At 72.4% G+C, this 21,366-nt stretch carries 19 protein-coding genes; 8 read left to right on the top strand and 11 right to left on the bottom strand.

The window, feature by feature from the left end; all coding sequences use genetic code 11:
* The first annotated feature begins 87 nt into the window (after positions 1–87).
* Positions 88–3,234 carry a sacsin N-terminal ATP-binding-like domain-containing protein gene (locus IO30_RS0126830; RefSeq protein WP_373316544.1) on the top strand — a complete coding sequence of 1,049 codons (3,147 nt, stop codon included), beginning with the start codon at positions 88–90 and terminating at the stop codon, positions 3,232–3,234.
* Positions 3,235–3,281: 47 nt separating this feature from the next.
* On the opposite strand, the gene IO30_RS0126825 is transcribed toward IO30_RS0126830, so the two are convergent.
* From IO30_RS0126825 to IO30_RS0126815, 3 genes are all read right to left on the bottom strand, one after another.
* Positions 3,282–4,673, bottom strand: a complete 1,392-nt coding sequence (locus IO30_RS0126825; RefSeq protein WP_031146972.1) for a S41 family peptidase — start codon at positions 4,671–4,673, stop codon at positions 3,282–3,284.
* A 138-nt stretch (positions 4,674–4,811) separates the two neighbouring features.
* Positions 4,812–5,402: a hypothetical protein gene (locus IO30_RS42170; RefSeq protein WP_031146970.1), complete on the bottom strand. Its 591-nt coding sequence runs from the start codon at positions 5,400–5,402 to the stop codon at positions 4,812–4,814.
* Positions 5,403–5,449: 47 nt separating this feature from the next.
* Positions 5,450–6,445, bottom strand: a complete 996-nt coding sequence (locus tag IO30_RS0126815; RefSeq protein WP_031146968.1) for an ArsR/SmtB family transcription factor — start codon at positions 6,443–6,445, stop codon at positions 5,450–5,452.
* A gap of 83 nt (positions 6,446–6,528) precedes the next feature.
* Between IO30_RS0126815 and IO30_RS0126810 the strand changes: the two genes are divergently transcribed.
* Complete coding sequence (locus IO30_RS0126810; RefSeq protein ID WP_031146966.1) at positions 6,529–7,719, top strand: MFS transporter; 1,191 nt, start codon at positions 6,529–6,531, stop codon at positions 7,717–7,719.
* 95 nt (positions 7,720–7,814) lie between these two features.
* On the opposite strand, the gene IO30_RS0126805 is transcribed toward IO30_RS0126810, so the two are convergent.
* Both IO30_RS0126805 and IO30_RS0126800 read right to left on the bottom strand, forming a co-directional pair.
* Positions 7,815–10,280: a cation-translocating P-type ATPase gene (locus IO30_RS0126805; protein ID WP_031146964.1), complete on the bottom strand. Its 2,466-nt coding sequence runs from the start codon at positions 10,278–10,280 to the stop codon at positions 7,815–7,817.
* A 109-nt stretch (positions 10,281–10,389) separates the two neighbouring features.
* Positions 10,390–10,752 carry a DUF2530 domain-containing protein gene (locus tag IO30_RS0126800; RefSeq protein WP_031146962.1) on the bottom strand — a complete coding sequence of 121 codons (363 nt, stop codon included), beginning with the start codon at positions 10,750–10,752 and terminating at the stop codon, positions 10,390–10,392.
* A gap of 128 nt (positions 10,753–10,880) precedes the next feature.
* Here IO30_RS0126800 and IO30_RS0126795 point away from each other — a divergent pair, with 128 nt between their 5' ends.
* Positions 10,881–12,335 carry an NCS2 family permease gene (locus IO30_RS0126795; RefSeq protein ID WP_031146960.1) on the top strand — a complete coding sequence of 485 codons (1,455 nt, stop codon included), beginning with the start codon at positions 10,881–10,883 and terminating at the stop codon, positions 12,333–12,335.
* Here IO30_RS0126795 and IO30_RS0126790 read toward each other — a convergent pair.
* On the bottom strand, positions 12,328–12,510 hold the full coding sequence (locus tag IO30_RS0126790; RefSeq protein ID WP_031146958.1) for a hypothetical protein: 183 nt from the start codon (positions 12,508–12,510) through the stop codon (positions 12,328–12,330). The two genes, IO30_RS0126795 and IO30_RS0126790, sit on opposite strands and share 8 nt — an antisense overlap.
* Positions 12,511–12,629: 119 nt before the next feature.
* On the opposite strand from IO30_RS0126790, the gene IO30_RS0126785 reads away from it, so the two are divergent.
* Genes IO30_RS0126785 through thpR form a run of 3 tightly spaced genes read left to right on the top strand, consistent with a single transcriptional unit; the run spans position 12,630 to position 15,034 of the window.
* Complete coding sequence (locus IO30_RS0126785; protein ID WP_031146956.1) at positions 12,630–13,067, top strand: MarR family winged helix-turn-helix transcriptional regulator; 438 nt, start codon at positions 12,630–12,632, stop codon at positions 13,065–13,067.
* 25 nt (positions 13,068–13,092) lie between these two features.
* The gene (locus IO30_RS0126780) at positions 13,093–14,436 is read left to right on the top strand and encodes an MFS transporter (RefSeq protein ID WP_078904431.1); all 1,344 of its coding nucleotides are present in this window, start codon (positions 13,093–13,095) and stop codon (positions 14,434–14,436) included.
* Positions 14,437–14,482: 46 nt separating this feature from the next.
* Entirely contained in the window at positions 14,483–15,034 is a 552-nt protein-coding gene (gene thpR / locus IO30_RS0126775) for an RNA 2',3'-cyclic phosphodiesterase (protein WP_031146952.1), read from the top strand.
* A 124-nt stretch (positions 15,035–15,158) separates the two neighbouring features.
* Here thpR and IO30_RS42165 read toward each other — a convergent pair whose 3' ends face one another.
* From IO30_RS42165 to IO30_RS0126755, 4 genes are all read right to left on the bottom strand, one after another.
* Positions 15,159–16,673 (bottom strand): VCBS repeat domain-containing M23 family metallopeptidase, encoded by a 1,515-nt coding sequence (locus IO30_RS42165; protein WP_051902602.1) that lies wholly within the window; start codon positions 16,671–16,673, stop codon positions 15,159–15,161.
* Positions 16,674–16,830: 157 nt separating this feature from the next.
* Positions 16,831–18,264 (bottom strand): C40 family peptidase, encoded by a 1,434-nt coding sequence (locus IO30_RS42160; protein WP_051859941.1) that lies wholly within the window; start codon positions 18,262–18,264, stop codon positions 16,831–16,833.
* Positions 18,265–18,468: 204 nt separating this feature from the next.
* Entirely contained in the window at positions 18,469–18,615 is a 147-nt protein-coding gene (locus IO30_RS45575; protein ID WP_157853374.1) for a hypothetical protein, read from the bottom strand.
* 205 nt (positions 18,616–18,820) lie between these two features.
* A complete protein-coding gene (locus tag IO30_RS0126755; protein ID WP_031146947.1) occupies positions 18,821–19,813 on the bottom strand; it encodes a helix-turn-helix domain-containing protein in 993 nt (330 codons plus the stop codon).
* A gap of 142 nt (positions 19,814–19,955) precedes the next feature.
* Between IO30_RS0126755 and IO30_RS0126750 the strand changes: the two genes are divergently transcribed.
* Both IO30_RS0126750 and IO30_RS45570 read left to right on the top strand, forming a co-directional pair.
* A complete protein-coding gene (locus tag IO30_RS0126750) occupies positions 19,956–20,261 on the top strand; it encodes a hypothetical protein (protein WP_031146945.1) in 306 nt (101 codons plus the stop codon).
* A 241-nt stretch (positions 20,262–20,502) separates the two neighbouring features.
* Positions 20,503–20,643: a hypothetical protein gene (locus IO30_RS45570; protein ID WP_157853373.1), complete on the top strand. Its 141-nt coding sequence runs from the start codon at positions 20,503–20,505 to the stop codon at positions 20,641–20,643.
* 268 nt (positions 20,644–20,911) lie between these two features.
* On the opposite strand, the gene IO30_RS0126735 is transcribed toward IO30_RS45570, so the two are convergent.
* Positions 20,912–21,133, bottom strand: a complete 222-nt coding sequence (locus IO30_RS0126735; protein WP_031146943.1) for a DUF7848 domain-containing protein — start codon at positions 21,131–21,133, stop codon at positions 20,912–20,914.
* Positions 21,134–21,366 lie beyond the last annotated feature (233 nt).

The raw sequence follows: 21,366 nt of genomic DNA, 5'->3' as shown, positions 1-21,366 counted from the left end.
CCACGCGATACCTTCAGGAAGTTCGGGGCAGGTTCAAGGGCTCCGGGAATCCTGAAGGCGGCACAGCATGGAGGCAGCGGCGTGAGCGTGCGAGTGACGGCGGCCCAGAGCGGCGTGGACCCCTTCGGCACGGCCCGGCTGCGGCGCGGGGTGCTCGACGCCTGGGGAGCGGGCCCGGCCCGGTTCCGCGAGGACGCCAACGCCGAGGAGGACCTGGCGCTCGGCGGCTACCGGGACCGGCTCGTCGTCGAGCTCGCCCAGAACGCCGCCGACGCCGCGGCCCGCGCCAAGGTCCCCGGCCGGATGCGCATCACCCTGCACGCGGGCGAGGGCGGGCACGCGGTGCTGGCCGTCGCCAACACCGGGTCCCCGCTGGACGCGACGGGCGTGGAGTCGCTGAGCACCCTGCGCGCCTCCGCCAAGCGGGAACCCGCCCTCGCGGACGGCCCCGCGGGCGCGGGCACGAGCGTCGGCCGGTTCGGCGTCGGCTTCGCCGCCGTCCTCGCCGTGTCCGACGAACCGGCCGTCCTCGGCCGCCACGGCGGGGTCCGCTGGTCCCTGCCCGAGGCCCGCGAACTGGCCCGCGGCGCCGCCGTCGGCAGCCCCGGCCTCGGCGACGAGCTGCGCCGCCGCGACGGCCACGTCCCGCTGCTGCGCCTGCCGTTGCCCGCCGAGGGCTCCGCCCCCGACGGCTACGACACCGTCGTCGTCCTCCCGCTGCGCGACGCCGCCGCCGAGGACCTCGTCGAGCGGCTGCTCACGGGCATCGACGACGCCCTGCTGCTGACCCTGCCCGGGCTGCGCGAGATCGTCGTCGAGACCCCGGCCGGCCCCGCCCGCACCCTCCTGCGCAGCGAGGAGGGCCCGTACACCGTCATCGAGGACTCCCTGACCGGCACGAACCGCTGGCGCACCGTCCGCCACGGCGGCCCCATCGAGCGGGCGCTGCTCGCCGACCGGCCGGTGGAGGAGCGGCTGCGGCCCGTCTGGGCGGTGTCCTGGGCCGTACCCGTCGACACCGACGGCGCACCGCTGCACCCCGCCACCGCCCCCGTGGTGCACGCGCCGACCCCCACCGACGAACCGCTGGGCATCCCCGCGCTGCTCATCGCGACGCTGCCGCTGGACACCACCCGCCGCCACCCCGCGCCCGGGCCGCTGACCGACTTCCTCGTGGAGCGCGCCGCCGACGCCTACGCCGAACTCCTCGGCGCCTGGGACCCGGTCACCACCGCCCTGGTGGACCTCGTCCCCGGCCCGCTCGGCAAGGGCGAGCTCGACGGGGCGCTGCGCGCCGCGGTGCTGCGCCGGCTCCCCCGTACGGCCTTCCTCGCGCCCGCCGCGCCGCCCGAGCACGCCGAGGAGCGGGCCGCGCTGCGCCCCTTCGAGGCCGAGGTCGTGGAGGGCGCGGGCGCCGACACCGTACGGGTCCTCGCCGAGGTCCTGCCGACCCTGCTCCCGGCCGGCCTGGAGCGCCGCTCCGAGCTGCGGACCCTGGGCGTGGGCCGGCTCCCGCTGGGGGACGCCATCGAGCGGATCGCGGGCATCGAGCGGACCCCCGACTGGTGGCACCGGCTCTACGACAGCCTCGCCGGGGTGGACCCCGACCGGCTGTCGGGGCTGCCCGTGCCGCTCGCCGACGGCCGCACCGCGATCGGCCCCCGCCATCTGCTCCTGCCCGACGCGGACACCTCCCCGGACGCCGGCGCTGACCTGGCCCGGCTGGGCCTGAAGGTGGCCCACCCGGACGCTGCGCACCCGTTGCTGGAGAAGCTGGGCGCGCTGCCCGCGACCCCGCGGGCGGTGCTGACCACTCCGCAGGTGCGGGCGGCGGTCGCGGCCTCGCTGGACGCGGGCGAGGTCTGGGACGAGGACGCCCTCGACCCGGAGGAGCTGGCCGAGGTGGTCCTGGGCCTGGTCCGCGACGCCGATCTGGCCCCGGGCGACGAGCCCTGGCTCGGCGCGCTGGCGCTGCCCGACGAGGACGGCGAACCGACCCCGGCGGGCGAACTGCTGCTGCCCGGCTCCCCGCTGGCCTCCGTCATCCGCGAGGACGAGGTCCCGTACGTGGACGCCGAGCTGGTGGAGCGCTGGGGCGCGGGCCCGCTGACGGCCTGCGGGGTGCTGGCCACGTTCCAGCTGGTGCGCGCCGCCGACCTCGTCCTGGACCCCGACGAACTGGAGCCCCGCGACGGGGACTTCGCGGAGCCGGACGACGCGGGCCTGCTGGACGCGGTGGACGTGTGGTGCGAGGACCTGCTGGACCAGCTGCCGGACACCCCGGTCCCGCCGGTGGCGACCGAGCTGGTGGCCGTGCGGGACCTGGACCTGGTCGACGACGACTGCTGGCCGCAGGCCCTGGCGATGCTGGCGCAGCCCCCGCTGCGGGACGCGCTGACCCAGCCCGTGCGGATCCTGCTGCCGGACGGCACCACGCAGTCGGTGCGCCCGTACACGGCCTGGTGGCTGCGCGACCACCCGGTGCTCGACGGCCGCCGCCCGGCGGGCCTGCGCGCGGCGGGCGGCGACCCGCTGCTGGAGGGCCTGTACACCCCGGCGGACGCCACCGGTTTCGAGGACGAGCAGGTCCTGCGGGCGCTGGGCGTACGGACGACCGTGGCGGCCCTGCTGGACGAACCGGGCGGCGCGGGCGAGCTGCTGGGCCGTCTCGCCGATCCGGAGCGTGAGGTGAGCGGCCGCCAGCTGCACGGCCTGTACGGGGCGCTGGCCGATCTGGATCCCGAGCAGGTGACCCTGCCCGACGAGCTGCGGGCGGTGGTGGACGGCGAGGTCGTCGTGGTGGACGCGGCCGACGCGCTGATCGCGGACGCCCCGGACCTGCTGCCGCTGACGGCGGGCCTGCCGCTGCTGCCGGTCGCGCCGTCCCGTGCGGCGGACCTCGCGGAGCTGCTCCAGGTGCGCCGGCTCTCGGACACGGTCCCGGCGGAGGTCACCACCCCGGGCGAGGAGCACGAGGTCCCGGAGTCGGTCCTGCTGCTGCTGGGCCCGTCGACCCCGCTGACGTACGTCGAGCACGAGGAACTGGTCGCGGGCGGCATCGAGCTGGACTGGCGCCGCACCCCTGACGGCACCCTGCACGCGGCCACCCTGGAGGGGGTGGCCGCGGGCCTGGCCTGGTCGGCGGGGCAGTGGCCGCGCCGCTTCGAGGTCGCGGCCCTGCTGGAGGACCCTTCCCGCACGCCGGAACTGGCCCGCGACCGCTGGTTCGACTAGCCGACTGGTTCGACCAGTCGGCTGGTTCGGCCAGTCGGCTGGTTCGGCTAGTCGGCCTGGCCGCGCAGGACCTTCACGGCCCGGTCGAAGGCCGAGTCCTCGTTCCGGGCGAACTCCTCCGGGGTGAAGACCGGTTCGGTGAGGTGAGGCGGGATTCCGGCGCCGTCGAAGGTCCTGCCCGACCGGGTCAGCAGTTCCTCGTTCGGCAGCCAGACCGCCATGCCGTTGGGCAGTTTGCGTTCCAGGACGTCCGAGAAGACGCCCTGCGTGGGCTGCCCGATCCGCACGGTCCGGCCGGGCCGGTCCATGAGGGCCTGGGTGAAGGTCTCGCCCGCGCTGACGGTGGAGCCGCCGGTCAGTACGGCGACCGGCCCGGTGTAGCGGGGGCCCGGGGCGGGCGTGACGTACAGGGGCTGGGGGCGCGTGTGCCGGGCGGGGTCCGCGGGGTCGTTGCGGGCCCGCTTGGAGTAGGCGAGGTAGGGGGTGTCGGTGAGCCGCCCGGCGATGTGCAGACCCATGGCGTCGGAGCCGCCGCCGTTGATCCGCAGGTCGATGACCAGGCCCAACAGGTGCCGGGTGCGGTCCTGGCCGAGGACCGCGTCCAGTGCCTTGTCGAGCTCGGCCAGCTCGGCGGCGTAGGGGGCGTCGTCGCCCGCGTAGCCACCGAAGCCGGAGATCCGCAGGTAGCCCTGCCCGCCGGGGAGGTCGGCGTAGGTGATCCGGCCGGCGGCGAAGTCCTGGACGTTCCGGGCGTCCTTGAGGTCGCGCTCCACGACGAACTTCTTGACCTCGGCGTCGAGCTTCCCGTCGGGCAGGACGGTGCCGGGGCGGGGCTGGGCGAAGCGCCGGTCGGGGTAGCCGTCGCCGTCGGCGTCGACGTCCCAGACGGCGACGTGGGCGTCGTGGAGCGGTTCCACCATCTTGCCGAAGACGGCGAAGAGTTCGTCCGGGCTCGTCCCTTCGTGGACCGTGGGCCGGTACCGGTCGCGTACGGCGTGCCAGTCGATGCCCTTGGCCGCGAAGAAGGGGTAGTTCTCCTCGAAGGACTGCCAGAAGACGTCGAAGGAAGCGAGCGGATCCCCGGGGGCCGGACGGGTGCAGGCTCCGGGCAGTTCCGTCATCCGGCGCAGGTTCCGTTCGCCGACGTCACCGTCCAGCCGTACGGAGGCGCGGTCGCGGTCGCCCCGGGTGCGCACGGTGAGGACGGCGTTGCCGGACGTGGTGTAGGTGCCGGGGCCGGTGCGCTGCGCGGTGTCGCCCGCGATGCAGCTGACGGCGGTGGTCTGGTACTCCTGGAGAGTTCCGTTCCGGATGGACAGCACGGTGCCGTAGCCGTCGGTGCGCCAGATGCCGTCGGTGGCCGACTGGTGGGCGGTGGCGGCCGGCGCGGCTGCGCCGACGAGGGCCAGGGCGACGGCGGTGGCCGTGACAATGCGCACGATCTTGCCTTCTCTGTAGGCGACTTGCTCGGTACCGCCCACCGTCGCCGACAAGAGATCCACCGGGCCATCCTGCTGTCCGGCCGGTCAGGGGTGGGGCCAGCCCCCCGCTACCGGCGGTACCCCGGCCCGGACGAGCTAGCTGCCGGCGCCCTGGCGTTCGGCAAGCAGCCGCTTGCGGTGCAGGTGGCGGCGGACGGCGGTGACGAGGACGATGACGACGCAGACGGTGACGCCGAGGACGGGAAGGGCGATGGCCAGGATCAGCCAGCCCGCGAGCGCGAAGATCCCTCCGGAGTCCCCGATGGCGTACTTGGACTGTGCGTGGGAGGAGCAGGTGATCTCGTAGTCGCCCGCTCGTGCCACGTCGATGGTGAGGAGCGGGTTCCAGGTCTCGTGACGGGTGAGGAACACGTCGATCCCCGGTTCGGTGAGACGGGGGTCGCCCGGCCCGGTGATGCTGCACTCCGGGTCGGCCGTCGGCTCGAATTCCTCGTCCCGGATCCAGATCGCCTGCTCGCTGTCCGGGTCGAGCCGCAGGGAGACGGTCTGGCCGTTGGCGAACTGACGGTCGGTGTCGACCGCGTCGATCACGTTGTAGAACCGGTACACACCGATGAGCACACCCAGCACGATCAGCACGACGGCGATCGAGGCTGCTGTGACGTACCAATGACGGCCGGGCCGGAGGTCGTTCGCCGGTATCCGCGGCGGCGCGATGGTCTGCATCAGCGCATCCTAGACGGACTCATGATCAACGCCGCGGGCCACTACACCTAGGGCGCCGCCACCGGCGTGAGCAGGGCGTCGGCGACGGCCGTGCGGGCGTAGAGCACCGAGCGGCCGTTGCGGTGCGCGGTGACCAGGCCCGCGTTGCGCAGGGCCGTCAGGTGCTGGGACACCCCTGGGGCGGACAGGCCGCAACTGCGGGCGAGCTGCGTGGTCGAGGCCGGGGTGTCGAGTTCGGCGAGCAGCTGGGCGCGGGAGCGGCCGAGGACGGCGGCGACGGCCTCGGCGGCAGCCCCCGTCGTACGGGGCTCCCACAGGTCGCCGATGCCCCGGGCGGGGTAGGCCAGTTGGGGCGGGTCGGGCGCCACCGAGCGGGTCAGTACGCGGGGCCAGGCGAAGGCGGAGGGCACCAGGAGCATGCCGGAGCCCGTCTGGTCCCGGGTCAGCGCGCACTGCCGGCGGACCAGGTGGAGGGTGCCGTCGTCCCAGCTGACCGTGGAGTGCAGCTCGTTCAGGACGTAGGCGGAGCCGTGCTCGGCGACCTGCCGGGCGCGGTGGAAGAGGTCGGCTTCCAGCAGCTGGCGGATGCGGGGCCAGTACGGGGCGAGCGCGAGCTCCCAGTACGTCTCGATCTCCTCCGCGACCTTCTCCAGCGCGGCGGCCGGCTCCTCATGGAGCAGCCGGAGCCGGGCCGAGGGGGCGCCGGACTTGCGGCTCAGCGTGGCGAGGTCCGCGCGGACCTGTTCGGGGCTGCTGCGGCGGATCGCGTCGAGTTCGTCGCAGAGCTGGGGGAAGGGCCCGGCCGGGGCCGGGTTGAGGAAGTCCGCGAGGTAGCCGTCGCCGGGGATCAGCGCGGCCAGCCAGCCCCGGTCCAGGCCCGCCCGCAGCAGCCGGGGCCTGACCTGCGCGGCCCAACGGCGGTGCAGCGGCGGGTCGGTGTCCTCCCCGAGCAGCCGGAAACTGGTGACGACCTCCCACATCGGGGAGACCGCGAACCTGGTCTGCGCCAGGTCCGCCGCCGAGAAACTCAGCCCTGATTCCATGAAGAACGCCCCCCGAGGATCCGTTGGATTCGGTCTGAGCTTAATCAGTTCGGGTCCCGGGGTGCAGGGCGCAGGCTCCACACATGCCCTCCACCTTCCGCGGACTCCCGCCCACCGTCTGGACCCTCTTCGCCGGGACGATCGTCAACCGGCTCGGCCACCTCGTCACCCCGTTCCTGGTGTTCCTGCTGGCGGACCGCGGCATCACCGGCGCCGAGACCTCGTACGTCCTGGGCGCGCTCGGGGCGGGCAACCTGCTGGGGCCGGTGCTCGGCGGGGCGCTCGCCGACCGGATGGGGCGCCGCCCGACGATGCTGATCGGCCTGGTCGGCGCCGCGGCCGCGCAGGGCGCGCTGTTCCTCGCACCCGGGGTGTGGACGATGGCGGCGGCGGCCCTGCTGCTCAGCGCCGCCTCGGCCACGGTCGGGCCGGCCGCGTACGCGCTGCTGGCCGACGCGGTGGACGCGCAGCGGCGCCAGCGGGCGTACGCGCTGTTCGGCTGGGGCGTCAACATCGGCACGGCCGTCGCCGGCGTCCTCGGCGGCTTCCTCGCGGCGCACGGCTACTGGCTCCTCTTCGCGGTCGACGCCGGGACCCTGCTGGTCTACGCCGCCGTGGTCGCGGCCCGGCTGCGCGAGCCGGAGCGGGCGCCGGCGGCGCCGGGCGAGGACGCGGGCGTGGGCTACGGGGTCGTCGTGCGCGACAAGCTGATGCTCCTGCTGCTCCCCGTCTTCGGCATCCAGCTGTTCGTGTACTCGCTGACCGAGGTCGCGCTGCCGCTGGCCGTCCGCGACAGCGGGCTCTCCCCGGCCGTGTACGGGGCGCTGGCCGCGGTCAACGCGGTGCTGGTGGTGGGCCTCCAGCCGTTCGTGACGGCCCGCCTCGCGAAGCTGCCGCAGCTACGGGTCCAGGCCGCGGGCAGTGCGCTGATCGCCCTCGGGGTGGCGGTGACGGGCCTGGCCGACAGCATCGCCGGCTACGCGCTGTCGGTGGTGCTGTGGTCGCTGGGCGAGGTGGTCGTCGCCGGGATCGCGGCCTCGGTGGTCGCGGGGCTGGCCCCGGCCCATGCCCGCGGCCGCTACCAGGGCGCCTTCAGCTGGACCTGGGGCGTGGCCCGCTTCACCGCGCTGACGGTGGGCGTGAGCGTCTACACCGGCCTGGGCCCTGCGGTCCTGTGGTGGGCCGCCCTCGTCGCGGGCCTGGTCACGGCGGCGGTCACCTTGGCCCTGCGCACCCGCGTCGAGGCGCGCGACGCCCACGCGCTGGCCGCGTAGGGCCCCCGGACCCCGTGCCGCCCGGGCCCTGTACAGGGGTCAGGACCCGGGCGGCACGGTCGTACGACGGGCTTACGACGGGCGTACGACCGCGGTCAGGCGGGGAACTTCCGGTCGACCCAGCGGAAGGTGAACTCGATCAGGGTGGCGGCGCCCGCGGCGATGGCCACCGCGATCCACGGCATCGTGGTCCCCTCCAGCTTGAGCTGGAAGAAGTCCTGGAGCCAGGGCACGACCAGGACGATCAGGAACGCCCCGCCCATCGCACCGACGAGCCCCACCCGCCACCACGTGTACGGGCGGGCGATGATCACCAGGACCCACATCGAGGTCAGGAACAGCGTGAGCGTCGCCGCGCTGGTCTCGGCCTTCAGGGCGTCCGGGCCGGCGTAGTGGTGGCGGGCGACCAGGTACGTCACGAAGGTGGCGGTCGCCGCGATCACGCCGCCGGGGATGGCGTACCGCATGACCCTCTTCACGAAGTGCGGTTTCGCGCGTTCCTTGTTCGGGGCCAGGGCGAGGAAGAAGGCCGGGATGCCGATGGTCAGGGTGGAGAGCAGCGTCAGATGGCGGGGCAGGAAGGGGTACTCGACCTGCGAGCAGACGACCAGGACGGCCAGCAGGACCGAGTAGACCGTCTTGGTGAGGAAGAGCGTCGCGACCCGCGTGATGTTGCCGATGACCCGGCGGCCCTCGGCGACCACCGAGGGGAGGGTGGAGAAGCTGTTGTTCAGGAGCACGATCTGGGCGACGGCCCGCGTGGCCTCGGAGCCGGAGCCCATGCTCACGCCGATGTCGGCGTCCTTGAGCGCGAGGACGTCGTTGACGCCGTCGCCGGTCATCGCGACGGTGTGGCCGCCCGCCTGGAGGGCGCCGACCATGTCCCTCTTCTGCTGCGGGGTGACGCGGCCGAAGACGGAGTTCTCGTCGAGGACCTTCGCCATGTCGCCCTGGTCGGTGGGCAGGCTGCGGGCGTCGACGGTGTTCTCGGCGCCCGGCAGGCCCAGCTTCCCGGCGACGGCGCCGACGGAGACCGCGTTGTCGCCGGAGATGACCTTCGCCTTGACGTCCTGGTCCTCGAAGTAGCGCAGCGTGTCGGCGGCGTCGGGGCGCAGCCGCTGTTCCAGGACGACGAGGGCGGTCGGCCGGACGCCGGTGGCGACGGCGGCGTCGTCGAGCTCGCGGGCGGAACGGGCGAGCAGGAGGACGCGCAGGCCCTGCTCGTTGAGGTCGTTGATCTCGTCGAGGGCGGGGTCCCCGGTGGGCAGCAGCACGTCGGGGGCGCCGAGGAGCCAGGTGTTGTTCTCACCGTCGCCCTCGCTGAAGCTGGCGCCGCTGTACTTGCGGGCGGAGGAGAACGGCAGGGACTCGGTGCAGCGCCACTCCGCGCTGTCCGGATAGGCGTCGATGATCGCCTGGAGGCTGGCGTTGGGGCGGGGGTCGGATTCGCCGAGGGCGCCGAGGACCTTCTTGACGTACGCGGCGTCCGCGCCGCCGAGCGGGCGGAGCTCGGTGACGTCCATGCCGCCCTCGGTGAGGGTGCCGGTCTTGTCGAGGCAGACCACGTCGACGCGGGCGAGGCCTTCGATGGCGGGGAGTTCCTGCACCAGGCACTGCTTGCGGCCGAGCCGGATGACGCCGATCGCGAAGGCCACGGAGGTGAGGAGCACGAGGCCCTCGGGGATCATCGGGACGATGCCGCCGACGGTCCGCGCGATGGAGTCCTTGAAGTTGTTCTCCTTGACGACCAGCTGGCTGATGATGAGGCCGATCGAGGTCGGGATCATCATCCAGGTGACGTACTTGAGGATGGTGGAGATGCCGGAGCGCAGCTCGGAGTGGACGAGCGTGAAGCGGGAGGCCTCTTCGGCGAGCTGGGCGGCGTAGGCCTCGCGGCCGACCTTGGTGGCGGTGAAGGCGCCGCCGCCGGCCACCACGAAGGAGCCGGACATGACCTCGTCGCCGGGCTTCTTCAGGACGGGGTCGGCCTCGCCGGTGAGCAGGGACTCGTCGATCTCCAGTCCGTCGGCCTCGCCCACGGACCCGTCGACGACGACCTTGTCGCCCGGGCCGAGTTCGATGACGTCGCCGAGGACGATCTCGGAGGTGGAGACCTCGGCCGTCCTGCCGTCGCGGCGGACGCTGGGTTTGGCCTCGCCGATGACGGCGAGGCCGTCGAGGGTCTTCTTGGCGCGCAGTTCCTGGATGATGCCGATGCCCGTGTTCGCGATGATCACGAAGCCGAAGAGGCTGTCCTGGATCGGGGCGACGAGGAGCATGATCACCCAGAGGACGCCGATGATGGCGTTGAACCGGGTGAAGACGTTGGCGCGGACGATCTCGGTCGTGGAGCGGCTGCTCCGGACGGGCACGTCGTTGACGTCGCCGCGGGCGACGCGTTCGGCGACCTCGGCGGTGGTCAGACCGCCGGGCTTGAACTTCGGCGCGGGCGGCTTCACCGGGTGTACGGGGTCCAGCTCCGCGCCCGCGTCGATGGCGGTCGAGGCGGACCCGCCGCCGGGCTCCGGTCCCTCTGATTCGGTCTTCGCCCGCTGCGTCATGCTTCCGACGTTAAGGGCGGTTCGAACGGTTCACCCGCCGAGGAGTCGGAAGATCCGACTTCGGGATGACCCGAATCCTTCCCGGGTGGCACACGGCGCGGGCCGGCCCTCAGCCGCCCGGCCGGGCCTGCCCGTCCGGACCCGCCTGGCCCGCCTGCTGTCCCGGCTGCCCGGTCGGACCGGTCGGCCCCGGCTGTACGTCGGCGGCTGCGGCTGCGGCCTCGGCCTCCGCGGCGTGGCGCTTGAGGGCGGCGTCGCGGCCGCGGACGTACCAGATGCCGATCAGGCCGAGGAAGCCGCCGGCCGCGCAGGTCCACACCCACCACAGCTGACCGCGGTCGGCGAACCATCCGTAGAAGGGGAGCTGGACCAGGAAGAGGGCGAACCAGATGATCGTGCCGCCCGTGACGGTCGCGACCACAGGACCCTCAAGGGGCTCGGGAGCCTCGTGCTTCGCAGTCCATTTCGCCATGGCCCAAGTCTAGGCGGCGCATTTTCGGGTCTACGCGCGGAGATGGACGGTCCTTCGTTCATGTGTTCATACTGAAACGGTTTGGGCGTGGCCCATTTTCTTCATATGAACCACCCAATGAGGACCGTATGAGCACCCCGGCCCCCGCCCCCGCCGACACCGCTCCGGAGCCCGGCCCCCGGCCCGCCTCCGCGGTGGACCGCTACTTCAAGATCTCCGAGCGCGGCTCCACCATGGCCCGCGAGGTGCGCGGCGGCCTGGCGACCTTCTTCGCGATGGCGTACATCATCGTGCTGAACCCGATCATCCTGGGCAGCGCGAAGGACATGTACGGGAACCAGCTCGACGGCGGCCAGCTCGTCACCGCCACCGTCCTGACGGCCGCCTTCACCACCCTCCTCATGGGTGTCATCGGCAACGTCCCGATCGCCCTGGCCGCGGGCCTCGGCGTCAACACCGTCGTCGCCCTCCAGCTGGCCCCGCGCATGAGCTGGCCCGACGCCATGGGCATGGTGGTCCTGGCCGGCTTCGTGGTGATGCTGCTGGTCGCCACCGGTCTGCGCGAGCGCGTGATGAACGCCGTCCCGCTGGGCCTGCGCAAGGGCATCGCCATCGGCATCGGCCTGTTCATCATGCTGATCGGCCTGGTCGACTCGGGCTTCGTCTCCCGCATCCCGGACGCCGCGCACACCACGGTCCCGCTCCAGCTCGGCAGCGACGGCCACCTGCACGGCTGGCCGGTGCTGATCTTCGTCGTCGGCGTGCTGCTGACCCTCGCCCTGCTGATCCGCAAGACGCCCGGCGCGATCCTGATCTCCATCGTGGCCATGACCGTCGTCGCGGTCGCCGTCCAGCTGATCACCGGACTGCCGGACGAGGCCTGGGGACTGACCGTCCCCGAGTGGCCGGGCAACCCGGTGGCGGCTCCCGACTTCGGGCTCGTCGGTCAGGTCAGCCTGTTCGGCGGCTTCGGGAAGGTCGGGATGCTGACCGGCATCCTCTTCGTCTTCACCGTGCTGCTGTCCTGCTTCTTCGACGCGATGGGCACCATCCTCGGCGTCGGCGACGAGGCGAAGCTGATCGACAAGGACGGAAACTTCCCCGGGATCAACAAGGTCCTGCTGGTCGACGGCCTGGCCGTCGCCTCGGGCGGCGCGACCTCCTCCTCGGCCACCACCTGCTTCGTGGAGTCCACGGCCGGGGTCGGCGAGGGCGCCCGCACCGGCATGGCGAACGTCGTGACGGGCGGCCTCTTCGCCGTGGCGCTGTTCCTCACCCCGCTCGCCACCATGGTCCCCTCCCAGGCGGCCACCCCGGCGCTCGTGGCGGTCGGCTTCCTGATCCTGGCGGGTTCGGTCAAGGACATCGACTGGAGCGACTTCACCATCGCCGTGCCGTCCTTCCTGGCCATGGTGATGATGCCCTTCACCTACTCGATCACCAACGGCATCGGCATCGGCTTCGTGAGCTTCTGCGCGCTGCGCCTGGCGACGGGCCGGGGCCGCGGGGTCCCGGCCGCCATGTACGTCGTGGCGGCGGTGTTCGTCTTCTACTACGCGATGCCGGCGCTCGGCCTCACGTAAGGCCGTAGAACTTCTCTGTCTCGTCGACGGCCGCCTTGAAGCGCTCGTCGAAGTCGTCGCGAATGAGCGTCCGGACCACATAGTCCTGGACGCTCATTCCGCGTTTGGCGGCATGAGTCCGGAGCCGTTCGAGGAGCTCCCCGTCTATGCGCATGCTCAGCACATGTGTCCCCATGCCGAAAGAGTCGGGGCAGCGGGTGCGCACGCGTGTCACTTTCCGCCGCCGACTCACCCGTACGAGTGACTAAATCTATCCGTTGTTCTTTAGGGAGGGTAATGAGTTACTCTAAGGACATGCAGGACCTCTCCCATGGCGACGACGCTGCCGCCGTGAACGACCTCCGCTCCGCCGTCATGCGACTGGGCCGACGCCTCAAGCACCAGCGCGTCGACGAGTCGCTGAGCCCGACCGAGATGTCGGTCCTCGGCACCCTCGCCCGCTGCGGCCAGGCCACCCCTGGCGAGCTGGCCCGGCGCGAGCACGTCCAGCCTCCGTCGATGACACGCATCGTCGCGCTGCTGGAGGCCAAGGGGCTGGTCACGCTGGAACCGCACCCCGACGACCGCCGCCAGAAGGTGGTCCGCCAGACGGAAACGGCCGAGGCGATGCTCGAAGAGAGCCGCCGCAAGCGCAACGCCTTCCTGGCCGGGCTCGCGGCAGAGCTGACCGAGGACGAATGGGCCAAGCTGCGCGCCGCAGCCCCCGTCCTGGAGAAGCTCGCGCACCTGTAGGAACGACGCCAGGAGGCGAACGCTTTTGAGTACGGGAAACGGAGCAGACTCCGCACCCGGCCACATATCCACCCCCACTACCGCCGTACCCGCGGGCAAGAACTCCATGTTCAGCTCGCTGAAGATCCGTAACTACCGGCTCTTCGCGACCGGCCAGATGGTCTCCAACACGGGCACCTGGATGCAGCGCATCGCCCAGGACTGGCTGGTCCTCTCGCTGACCGGCTCGGCCTCCGCCGTCGGCATCACCATCGCCCTGCAGTTCCTGCCGATGCTGATGTTCGGCCTCTACGGAGGCGTACTCGCCGACCGGCTGCCCAAGCGGCCGCTGCTGCTCGCCACCCAGAGCGCGATGGGCCTCACCGGCATAGCCCTGGCCGCGCTCACCCTGGCGGGCCACGTCCAGGTCTGGCACGTCTACCTCGCCGCCTTCGCACTCGGCCTCGTCACCGTGGTCGACAACCCGGCCCGGCAGACGTTCGTGCCCGAGATGGTCGGCAAGGACCAGGTGGCCAACGCCGTCAGCCTGAACTCGGCGAACTTCCAGTCCGCGCGGCTGGTCGGCCCGGCGATCGCCGGTGTGCTCATCACCGCCGTCGGCTCCGGCTGGGCCTTCCTGCTGAACGGGCTCTCCTTCGCCGCACCCATCGCGGGCCTGCTCATGATGCGGACGGCCGAACTGCACCCCGTCGAACCCCGGCCCCGGGCCAAGGGCCAGCTGCGCGAGGGCCTGCACTACGTCGCGGGCCGCCCCGAGCTGGTCTGGCCGATCGTGCTCGTCGGCTTCATCGGCACCTTCGGCTTCAACTTCCCGATCTGGCTGTCGGCCTTCGTCAGCGACGTCTTCCACGGCGACGCCGGCACCTACGGGCTCTTCAACACCCTGATCGCCGCGGGTTCCCTGGCGGGCGCCCTGCTCGCCGCCCGGCGCGGGCACTCCCGCCTGCGGCTGCTGGTCGCCGCCGCGGTGCTGTTCGCGGTCCTGCTGCTCGTGACGGCCTTCGCACCCGGCTTCTGGCTGTTCGCCGCGCTGCTCGTCCCCATCGGCGTCTTCGGTCTGACGGTCAACGTCACCGCCAACTCCAGCGTCCAGATGGCCACCGACCCCGAGATGCGCGGCCGGGTCATGGCCCTGTTCATGATGGTGTTCACCGGCGGCACCCCGCTGGGGGCACCGCTGCTGGGCTGGATCACCGACACCTACGGCGCCCGGATCGGCATGGCCGCCGGCGGCGCGATCTCCCTGGTCGCCTCCGTGGCGATCGCCGTGGTCCTGGCCCGCGTCGGCAACCTCCGCCTGCACGTCAGCCGCCACGGGGTGTCCTTCGTACCCGCCGTGCGCAGCGGGGAGCTGGTGAAGGCCGCCTGACCGGCGCGCCCGCCCCGGGGGCCGGACACGCCCTAGGCTCGGGGGCATGAGACTGTTCGCCGCCGTCCTGCCGCCCGAGGCCGCCGTCGCCGAGCTGGCCCGGGCCGTGCAGGGGGTGCAGGACGACCGGCTGCGCTGGACCGGCCGGGCCGGCTGGCACTTCACGCTCGCCTTCATGGGGGAGGTGCGCGAGGAGGTGCTGCCGGACCTGCACGCGCGGCTGGCCCGGGCCGCCGGCCGCACCGCCCCCTTCGCGCTGCGGCTGCACGGCTCCGGCCACTTCGGTGACCGGGCCCTGTGGGCGGGCGCGGCCGGGGACCTCGACGCGATGCGGCTGCTGGCCGAACGCGCCGACGCCGCCGCCCGGCGGGCCGGCGTACCCATGGACCAGCACCGCCGCTACACCCCCCACCTCACCCTGGCCCGCAGCCGCGACGGTGCGGACCTGACGCCGTACGTGAGCGCCCTCGGCTCCTACGAGGGCACCTCCTGGCAGGTCACCGAGCTCAGCCTGGTCCGCAGCAACCTGCCCGCGAGCGGGGTGCCCGGCGAACAGCCGCGCTACGAGACGGTCGGGGCCTGGCCGCTGAAGGGCTGACGGGCTGGCGGACTGGCGGACTGGCGGACTGGCGGACTGGCGACGAAGCCCTGACGTGCGGGAGCGGCCCGTCCCCCCGGGGGGACGGGCCGCTGCTCGTTTCAGGTGCGGTGCTGCGCCGGGGCTACCAGCCCGCGGTGCCGATCTCCTTGCGGTCGCCCAGGCCGCCCGAGCCCGTGCCCGGGTAGAGGAAGAGCTTGCCGGTCGTGTTCTGGACCGCGACCAGGTCGTCCGAGAGGCTGGAGTTCAGCAGGTCGCCGCCGATCAGGTCGGACATGCCGTTCCAGCCGCCCGAGCCGATCTCGATGCGCGGGCTCAGGTAGCCCTTGTCACCGGGGTACATGAACAGCTTGCCGCTGGACTTCTCCACCGCGACGAGGTCCTGGCGGCCGCTGTTGTTCAGGTCCATGCCGGTCAGGTTCGACATGCCGTTCCAGCCGCCCGAGCCGATCTCCTTGCGGGCGCCGATCTGACCGCCGGCCGTGCCCGGGTAGAGGTACAGCTTGCCGGTGGAGGTCTCGACCGCCGCCAGGTCGGCGATCTTGTCGCCGTTCAGGTTCAGGCCGGTCAGGTTCGACATGCCGTTCCAGCCGCCGCTGCCGATCATGACGCGGGTGGCGAGGGCGGAGTTGTCCGCGCCCTTGTAGAGCCACAGCTTGCCGGTGGACTCCTCGACGCCGACGATGTCGTCCTTGCCGTCGCCGGTGAAGTCGCCGCCGGTCAGGTTGGACATGCCGTTCCAGCCGCCGCTGCCGATCATGACGCGGTTGCCGCCGCCCGCGATGGTCCCGTTCGCGCTGCCCTTGTACATCCACAGCTTGCCGGTGGAGGCCTCCACGCCCACGACGTCGACCACGTTGTCGCCGTTCAGGTCGGCCGAGGCCAGGTCCGTCATGCCGCCGTTGCCGGTGTCCCCGCCGCCCGGGCCGGTGGGCTTCGGCGGCTCCGGGGTCTTGGTGGCGCAGTTCTTGCTGGTGAGCGACTTGGACCAGCGGCCGCTGCCGTAGAAGGCGGTGTCGTTGAAGACCGTGCGCTGGTCGTCGCGGTTGTAGCGCTGCTCGTAGTGCAGGTGGGCACCCGTGGAGTTGCCGGTGCTGCCCACGATGCCGATCTGCTGGCCGGCCTTGACCTGCGCGCCGTTGGAGATGCTGAAGCCGTTGAGGTGGGCGTAGACCGTGGACCAGCCGCCGCCGTGGTTGATGATCACGTACTTGCCGTAGCTGCGGCCTCCGAGGTCGGTGACCGTGGCCGTACCGGCGGCGCTCGCCACCACCGGGGAGTTGGCCGTGGAGCCGCCCTGCGTCCAGTCGACGGCGTTCGGGCTCGGGCTGTGGCCGGAGCGGGACGCGCCCTGCCAGACCTCGCCGCACTTGAACGGCATCTGGAAGTCGGGCCGGTTGTCGCCGGAGGCCGTGGCCGCCGCGCTGAACGTGCCGTTCTCGGGGAGGCCGAACTCCGTGGCGCTCAGCTCGTGCAGGTCGCCGTGCGGGTCCTCCGGGGCGCCGTCGGCGTTGGCCCCGCCGGCGGAGAGGGCGACGGCAGCGACGGTGGCGCAGACGAGACCGGTGGCGATGCGGACCCGGCGGGTCAGGAAGCGGGCGACGGAGGTGGAGGAGACGGAGGAGGACGAAGAAGACATGGGGAAGTCCAAACCGGCACGGGGTGCCAAGGGAGTTTCAGGAAGAGGGAGTCGTGCCCGAGGGCGAAGAAGGAGGGGAGGGCGGGGCGGAGGTGCGCAAGGGCGGGGCGGGTACGGACGCCGTCCCGCCCCCCGCGCTCCTGCGGCCCGGCCGGGGCTACCAGCCGCCGGTGCCGATCTCCTTGCGCGCACCCAGGCCCGTGCCGGTACCCGGGTAGAGGAAGAGCTTTCCGGTGGACTTCTCGACGCCGACGAGGTCGTCGTTCGCGTTCGAGGTGAAGTCGCCGCCGGTGAGGTCGTTCATGCCGTTCCAGCCGGCCGAGCCGATCTCCGTACGGGAGTTCAGGCCCGCGCCGTTGCTCTTGTACAGCCAGAGCTTGCCCGTCGAGGTCTCCGCCCCGACGACGTCGGACTTGCCGTCGTTGTCCACGTCCATGCCGACCAGGTCGTGCATGCCGTTCCAGCCACCGCTGCCGATCATGACCCGGCTGCCGCCCCCGCCGACGGCGCCCGCGCCGTTGCCCTTGTAGAGCCAGAGCTTGCCGGTGGAGGTCTCGACGCCGGCGATGTCGGCCTTGCCGTCGCCGGTGAAGTCGCCGCCGACCACGTCGTGCATGCCGTTCCAGCCGCCCGAACCGATCTCCTTGCGGGTGCCGAGGCCGCTGCCGGTGCCGGGGTAGAGGAAGAGCTTCCCGGTGGACTCCTGGGTGGCGATGATGTCGTCCTTGCGGTCACCGGTGAAGTCACCGGCCGCCAGGTTGGACATGCCGTTCCAGCCGCCGCTGCCTATCTCCACACGGCCGCCACCGTTCGCGATGGTCCCGTTCGCGCTGCCCTTGTACAGCCACAGCTTGCCGGTGGAGGCCTCCACGCCGACCACGTCGTCGACCCCGTCGCCGTTGAGGTTGGCCGCGACCAGGTCGCTCATGCCGGAGGGCACCACCGGGGGCGTGACCACGGTGTCGTCGGCGATGTTCTTGTAGCGGACCGGGTAGTACGGGCCGTAGCCCGGGTAGTACGGGTAGTCGTAGACGCGGTGGTGGACCCCGCTCGGGGTGAAGTCGAACCCGTAGTACTTGGTCTTGTCGGAGTTGGCCCACTTCTCGAAGAGGACGACGTGGCCGCCGGCGCCCGAGTCGTTGTCCAGGAGGGCGTCACCGGCCTTCAGCTCCCCCTTGGAGATCGACTTGACCACGCCCCGCGGCTCGAAGGTGTCGGTGGTCAGCGAGGAGTCGAGGTCCCAGGCCATCGAGACGAAGCCGGAGCAGTCGGTGCGGTACCCGTTGTGCTTGCCGTCCCAGTCGTATCTGAGCCCGATCCCGACCCAGTCCCTGGCCCGCTCGATCACCGCGCTGCGGCTGATCTGCTGGGTGGAGGCGGCGTACAGCGACCCGCGGAGCTCCTCCTCCACCGGGGACTCCGTTCCCTGTCCGGTGCTGCCGAAGTCGGGGTTGGGGGCGGGCTCCGCGGTGACGGCGGCCGGTGCGGCGCTGGCGGTGGACTGGACGGCCACCACCATGCCGGAGGCGACGGCCCCGGCGACGAGGGCGGCGACGGCCGTGCGGCGGGTGTTCTGCAGGTATCGGGACATGGCTGTGCTCCGGTTCGGGTTCGGAAGGTTCGGATGCGACGGCCGGGAGCGGGGGGCTCGACCGGCGGCGCGGGGAAGTACGAGGTGCGCGGTGGTGCGCGGTGGTGCGGTGGTGCGGTGGTGGTGCGGACGGACAGCTGTCCTGCAGGTACAGCGGTCCAGGGGGAGCAGGGGTGGTGCGGGTGGGGCGGGTGGGCCGGTCGGCTAACGCGCCGCGGTGGCGGGGGCGTTGGCCGGCGCGTTCACCTTCGCCGGGTGGGAGGGGGCGTGGGCCGAGGCCATCGGGGCGATCGAGGTGATGCCGAGGGTGAGGGCGAGGACCGCGGTGGCCCGGAGGATTCCCGTACGCATGAGAGGTGTTCTTCCTTTCGTCTTCCGTGCTGGTCCCCGAGGTCTCCCTCGCTGACAAGCAATAGATTCGCCGCCCGCAGCACGCACCGGAAGAGAGATCGACTGGCCCGAACGGGCCATGGCCGAACCCGTCCATGCAGAAGGCCGCCCGGCCGGATCACCTGGGGTGATCCGGCCGGGCGGCCTCGGTGGGACGGTTCGGGCCCTACGGGTTCAAGGGCAGCCAGCCCTGCTGCACGGCGCGCACGCCCGCCTCGAATCGGCTGCGGGCACCGAGCCGTTCCATCAGGTCGTTGGCGATGCGCCGGGCCGTCCGCGAGGACACCCCCAGCCGCTTGGCGATCGCGTCGTCCGTGTGCCCCTCGGACAACAGCCTCACCGCGGTGCTCTGTTGTGACGTGAGCCCGTGCGGCCCCGGCACCGCCACCTCCGCCAGCGGCTGCGCCGACTCCCACGTCGACTCGAAGAGCGCGCACAGCGCGACCAGCATCCCGTGCCCGGTCAGGACCACCGCGCCCGCCGAGGAGTCGTCGCTCACCGGGATCAGCGCGGTCGAACGGTCCGCGATGAGCATCCGCGTCGGCAGCGCGGCCACCGTGCGGACCTGCCCGCCCAGCTCCGTCAGCCAGTTGGCGTGCTCCACCGAGGGCCGGCTGTTGCGCACGCTGTCGAGGTAGAGCGTGCGCATCCGCACCCCGCGCTCCAGCAGCGTCCGGTTCAGCGGGCGCGAGGCCGCCAGCGCCGACTCGCTCAAGGTGGCGTCGGGCGAGAAGGCCAGCAGTTCCTCCTTCGTCTCCCGGGTCAGCGCGACGAGCCGGTCGCGGACCGCGTCGAGGCCGATGAGCTGCTCGACCCCCGGATGGCTGGCTGCCGGGCGCAGCTCGGAGTACTCGGAGATCAGCCGGGCGGCGGCCGCCCGCGAGGCCTCCAGCCGCTGCTGCTGCGCCGCCAGCTCGGCCTGCCCGCGGGCCATCAGGATCTCCATCCCGATGTCCGGGGAGACCGCGCGCAGCCGCCCGCTGTCCTCGGCGGACGGCTGCACCAGCGCGAGCTCGCTGAGCAGGTCCAGCGCCTCGCGCACGCCGTCCTCGTCGGACCCCACGGCCGCGGCGAGCGCCGCGACCCCCGACATCGGCTGCACCAGCATGGCCCGGTAGACGGCCTCGGCTCTTGCGTCCAACCCCAATTCGGTCAACACCTGTGTCCCCCAACACCCATTGGTACGTCGCTACGCGCATGATCATCTCAGAGGGGAGGCCCCTTGGGACCGATCCGGCCACGTCCTCAACCGGCCAGCCCTGCTGGCACGTAGAGCGCGCCCGGCGGGGCACGGTGGAGACATGTACCTCGTCCACGCCCGTCTGCGGACGGCTCCCCCGCAGGATCTCCCCGACGACTTGCGCGAGGCGGCCCGCGCGGGCCTGCGCCCCGGCGACCGGATCGAGCACCTGGCCGTGCACCCGCAGCCGCCCGGGCACTTCACGCTCGGCTTCTACGTGGTGGCCGACTCCCTGGAGGCGGCCGAGGAGCGTGCGGAGTCGGTCTGCCTGCGGCTGCTCGGGGTCCGTGCGCTGCCCGCCGCGCAGCTGCTGGACGTGGGCGTCCCGCTGATGCCCGCGTACTGGTCGCAGAGCAGGGCGGGCTGAGGGGCGGCGGTGGGCGTCCCGCTGATGCCCGCGTACTGGTCGCAGAGCAGGGCGGGCTGAGGGGCGGCGGTGTCCGTAACCGTCCAGGGACGGTTTGGGCCAGCGGAGATGCCTTCTGCGCCCGGCCGGGTGCGGCTTAGCTGTGTCTCACCGGAAAGGGACGGCGCCACCGCGGGGCGCAGGACCACCGGGAACCACCAGCCGCACCTGCCTCAGGGCACTCCGAAGGGAAACCGACCTCATGAGCATCACCCGTATCTTCCAGGCCGCCGCGGTCCTCGCCCTCACCCTCGCCGTCGGTGCCCCCGCCGTCGCCTCCGCCGCCACCCTGCCCACCGCGAAGCCCCCGGTCTCCGCCACCAACGACATGAGCTGGCAGTGACCGCTCCACGCCACGCCGCCACGGCCCGCTGCGCCCCGCAGTGATCCGCGGCACATCGCCCGCGCAGCGCGGGTACGGCACAGCCCCTGCGTCCACGATGCAGGGGCTGCCGCGTTAGTCTCGACGGGTGGATCCCAAGACCAGAAACCGTGTCATGGCCGGTGTGCTCGTGCTGATGTTCGTCGTCGTGGCCGTGGCAGCAGCCGTCGGCCAGTAGCCCCACCCGCCGGCGAACCCGCCCGGGGCCAGGCGCCACCTTTCGCGTGCGTCACTCCGTACGCCCGACCCACGCGAAGGACGTACACCGGCGGCGGAAGCCCTGATGCCCCGTACGGCCCGTGTGGCTCATGCACTCGACATCGACGGCCGCCCCGTCCTGCGATGCCGGCGCCTGCCAGTCGCAGCGCAGGCACTCGGCCTCGAAGGTCACGTCCGTCCCCGGATGCTGCACGACCCGGTGCTCCACGTATCGCAGCACGGTGCGCCTCATCGAGGCCTCCGCGCCCGGTGAGGATGGTTACGGATCTCCACGTCGGCATGCGTCGCCGCCGACAGGTCGCCCCTGCCCCGTGCCTCCCGTCGCTGCACGATCAGGGCACTGCACACCCCACAGCCGTCCGCCGGTTCTGGCGGCAGGTTCGGCAACGACAGGTGCACCGGTCCTGACATCGTCGTCTTCGCTCTGCTCATGGCGTGCGCCTCCCCACTCGCTCAATCGGTGGA

Origin of the sequence: Streptomyces xanthophaeus (assembly GCF_000725805.1) — a bacterium.
GTDB lineage: Bacteria > Actinomycetota > Actinomycetes > Streptomycetales > Streptomycetaceae > Streptomyces > Streptomyces xanthophaeus.
The sequence above is the reverse complement of the archived record's forward strand: the minus strand, read 5'-3'. Positions and strand labels throughout refer to the sequence as shown.

Bases quoted from the DNA above. Each gene is read 5' to 3' on its own strand.
- IO30_RS42170 (WP_031146970.1), bottom strand. From the start codon at position 5,402: ATGCAGACCATCGCGCCGCCGCGGATACCGGCGAACGACCTCCGGCCC.
- IO30_RS0126815 (WP_031146968.1), bottom strand. From the start codon at position 6,445: ATGGAATCAGGGCTGAGTTTCTCGGCGGCGGACCTGGCGCAGACCAGG.
- IO30_RS0126810 (WP_031146966.1), top strand. From the start codon at position 6,529: ATGCCCTCCACCTTCCGCGGACTCCCGCCCACCGTCTGGACCCTCTTC.
- IO30_RS0126805 (WP_031146964.1), bottom strand. From the start codon at position 10,280: ATGACGCAGCGGGCGAAGACCGAATCAGAGGGACCGGAGCCCGGCGGC.
- IO30_RS0126800 (WP_031146962.1), bottom strand. From the start codon at position 10,752: ATGGCGAAATGGACTGCGAAGCACGAGGCTCCCGAGCCCCTTGAGGGT.
- IO30_RS0126795 (WP_031146960.1), top strand. From the start codon at position 10,881: ATGAGCACCCCGGCCCCCGCCCCCGCCGACACCGCTCCGGAGCCCGGC.
- IO30_RS0126790 (WP_031146958.1), bottom strand. From the start codon at position 12,510: ATGGGGACACATGTGCTGAGCATGCGCATAGACGGGGAGCTCCTCGAA.
- IO30_RS0126785 (WP_031146956.1), top strand. From the start codon at position 12,630: ATGCAGGACCTCTCCCATGGCGACGACGCTGCCGCCGTGAACGACCTC.
- thpR (WP_031146952.1), top strand. From the start codon at position 14,483: ATGAGACTGTTCGCCGCCGTCCTGCCGCCCGAGGCCGCCGTCGCCGAG.
- IO30_RS42165 (WP_051902602.1), bottom strand. From the start codon at position 16,673: ATGTCTTCTTCGTCCTCCTCCGTCTCCTCCACCTCCGTCGCCCGCTTC.
- IO30_RS42160 (WP_051859941.1), bottom strand. From the start codon at position 18,264: ATGTCCCGATACCTGCAGAACACCCGCCGCACGGCCGTCGCCGCCCTC.
- IO30_RS45575 (WP_157853374.1), bottom strand. From the start codon at position 18,615: ATGCGTACGGGAATCCTCCGGGCCACCGCGGTCCTCGCCCTCACCCTC.
- IO30_RS0126750 (WP_031146945.1), top strand. From the start codon at position 19,956: ATGTACCTCGTCCACGCCCGTCTGCGGACGGCTCCCCCGCAGGATCTC.
- IO30_RS45570 (WP_157853373.1), top strand. From the start codon at position 20,503: ATGAGCATCACCCGTATCTTCCAGGCCGCCGCGGTCCTCGCCCTCACC.
- IO30_RS0126735 (WP_031146943.1), bottom strand. From the start codon at position 21,133: ATGAGGCGCACCGTGCTGCGATACGTGGAGCACCGGGTCGTGCAGCAT.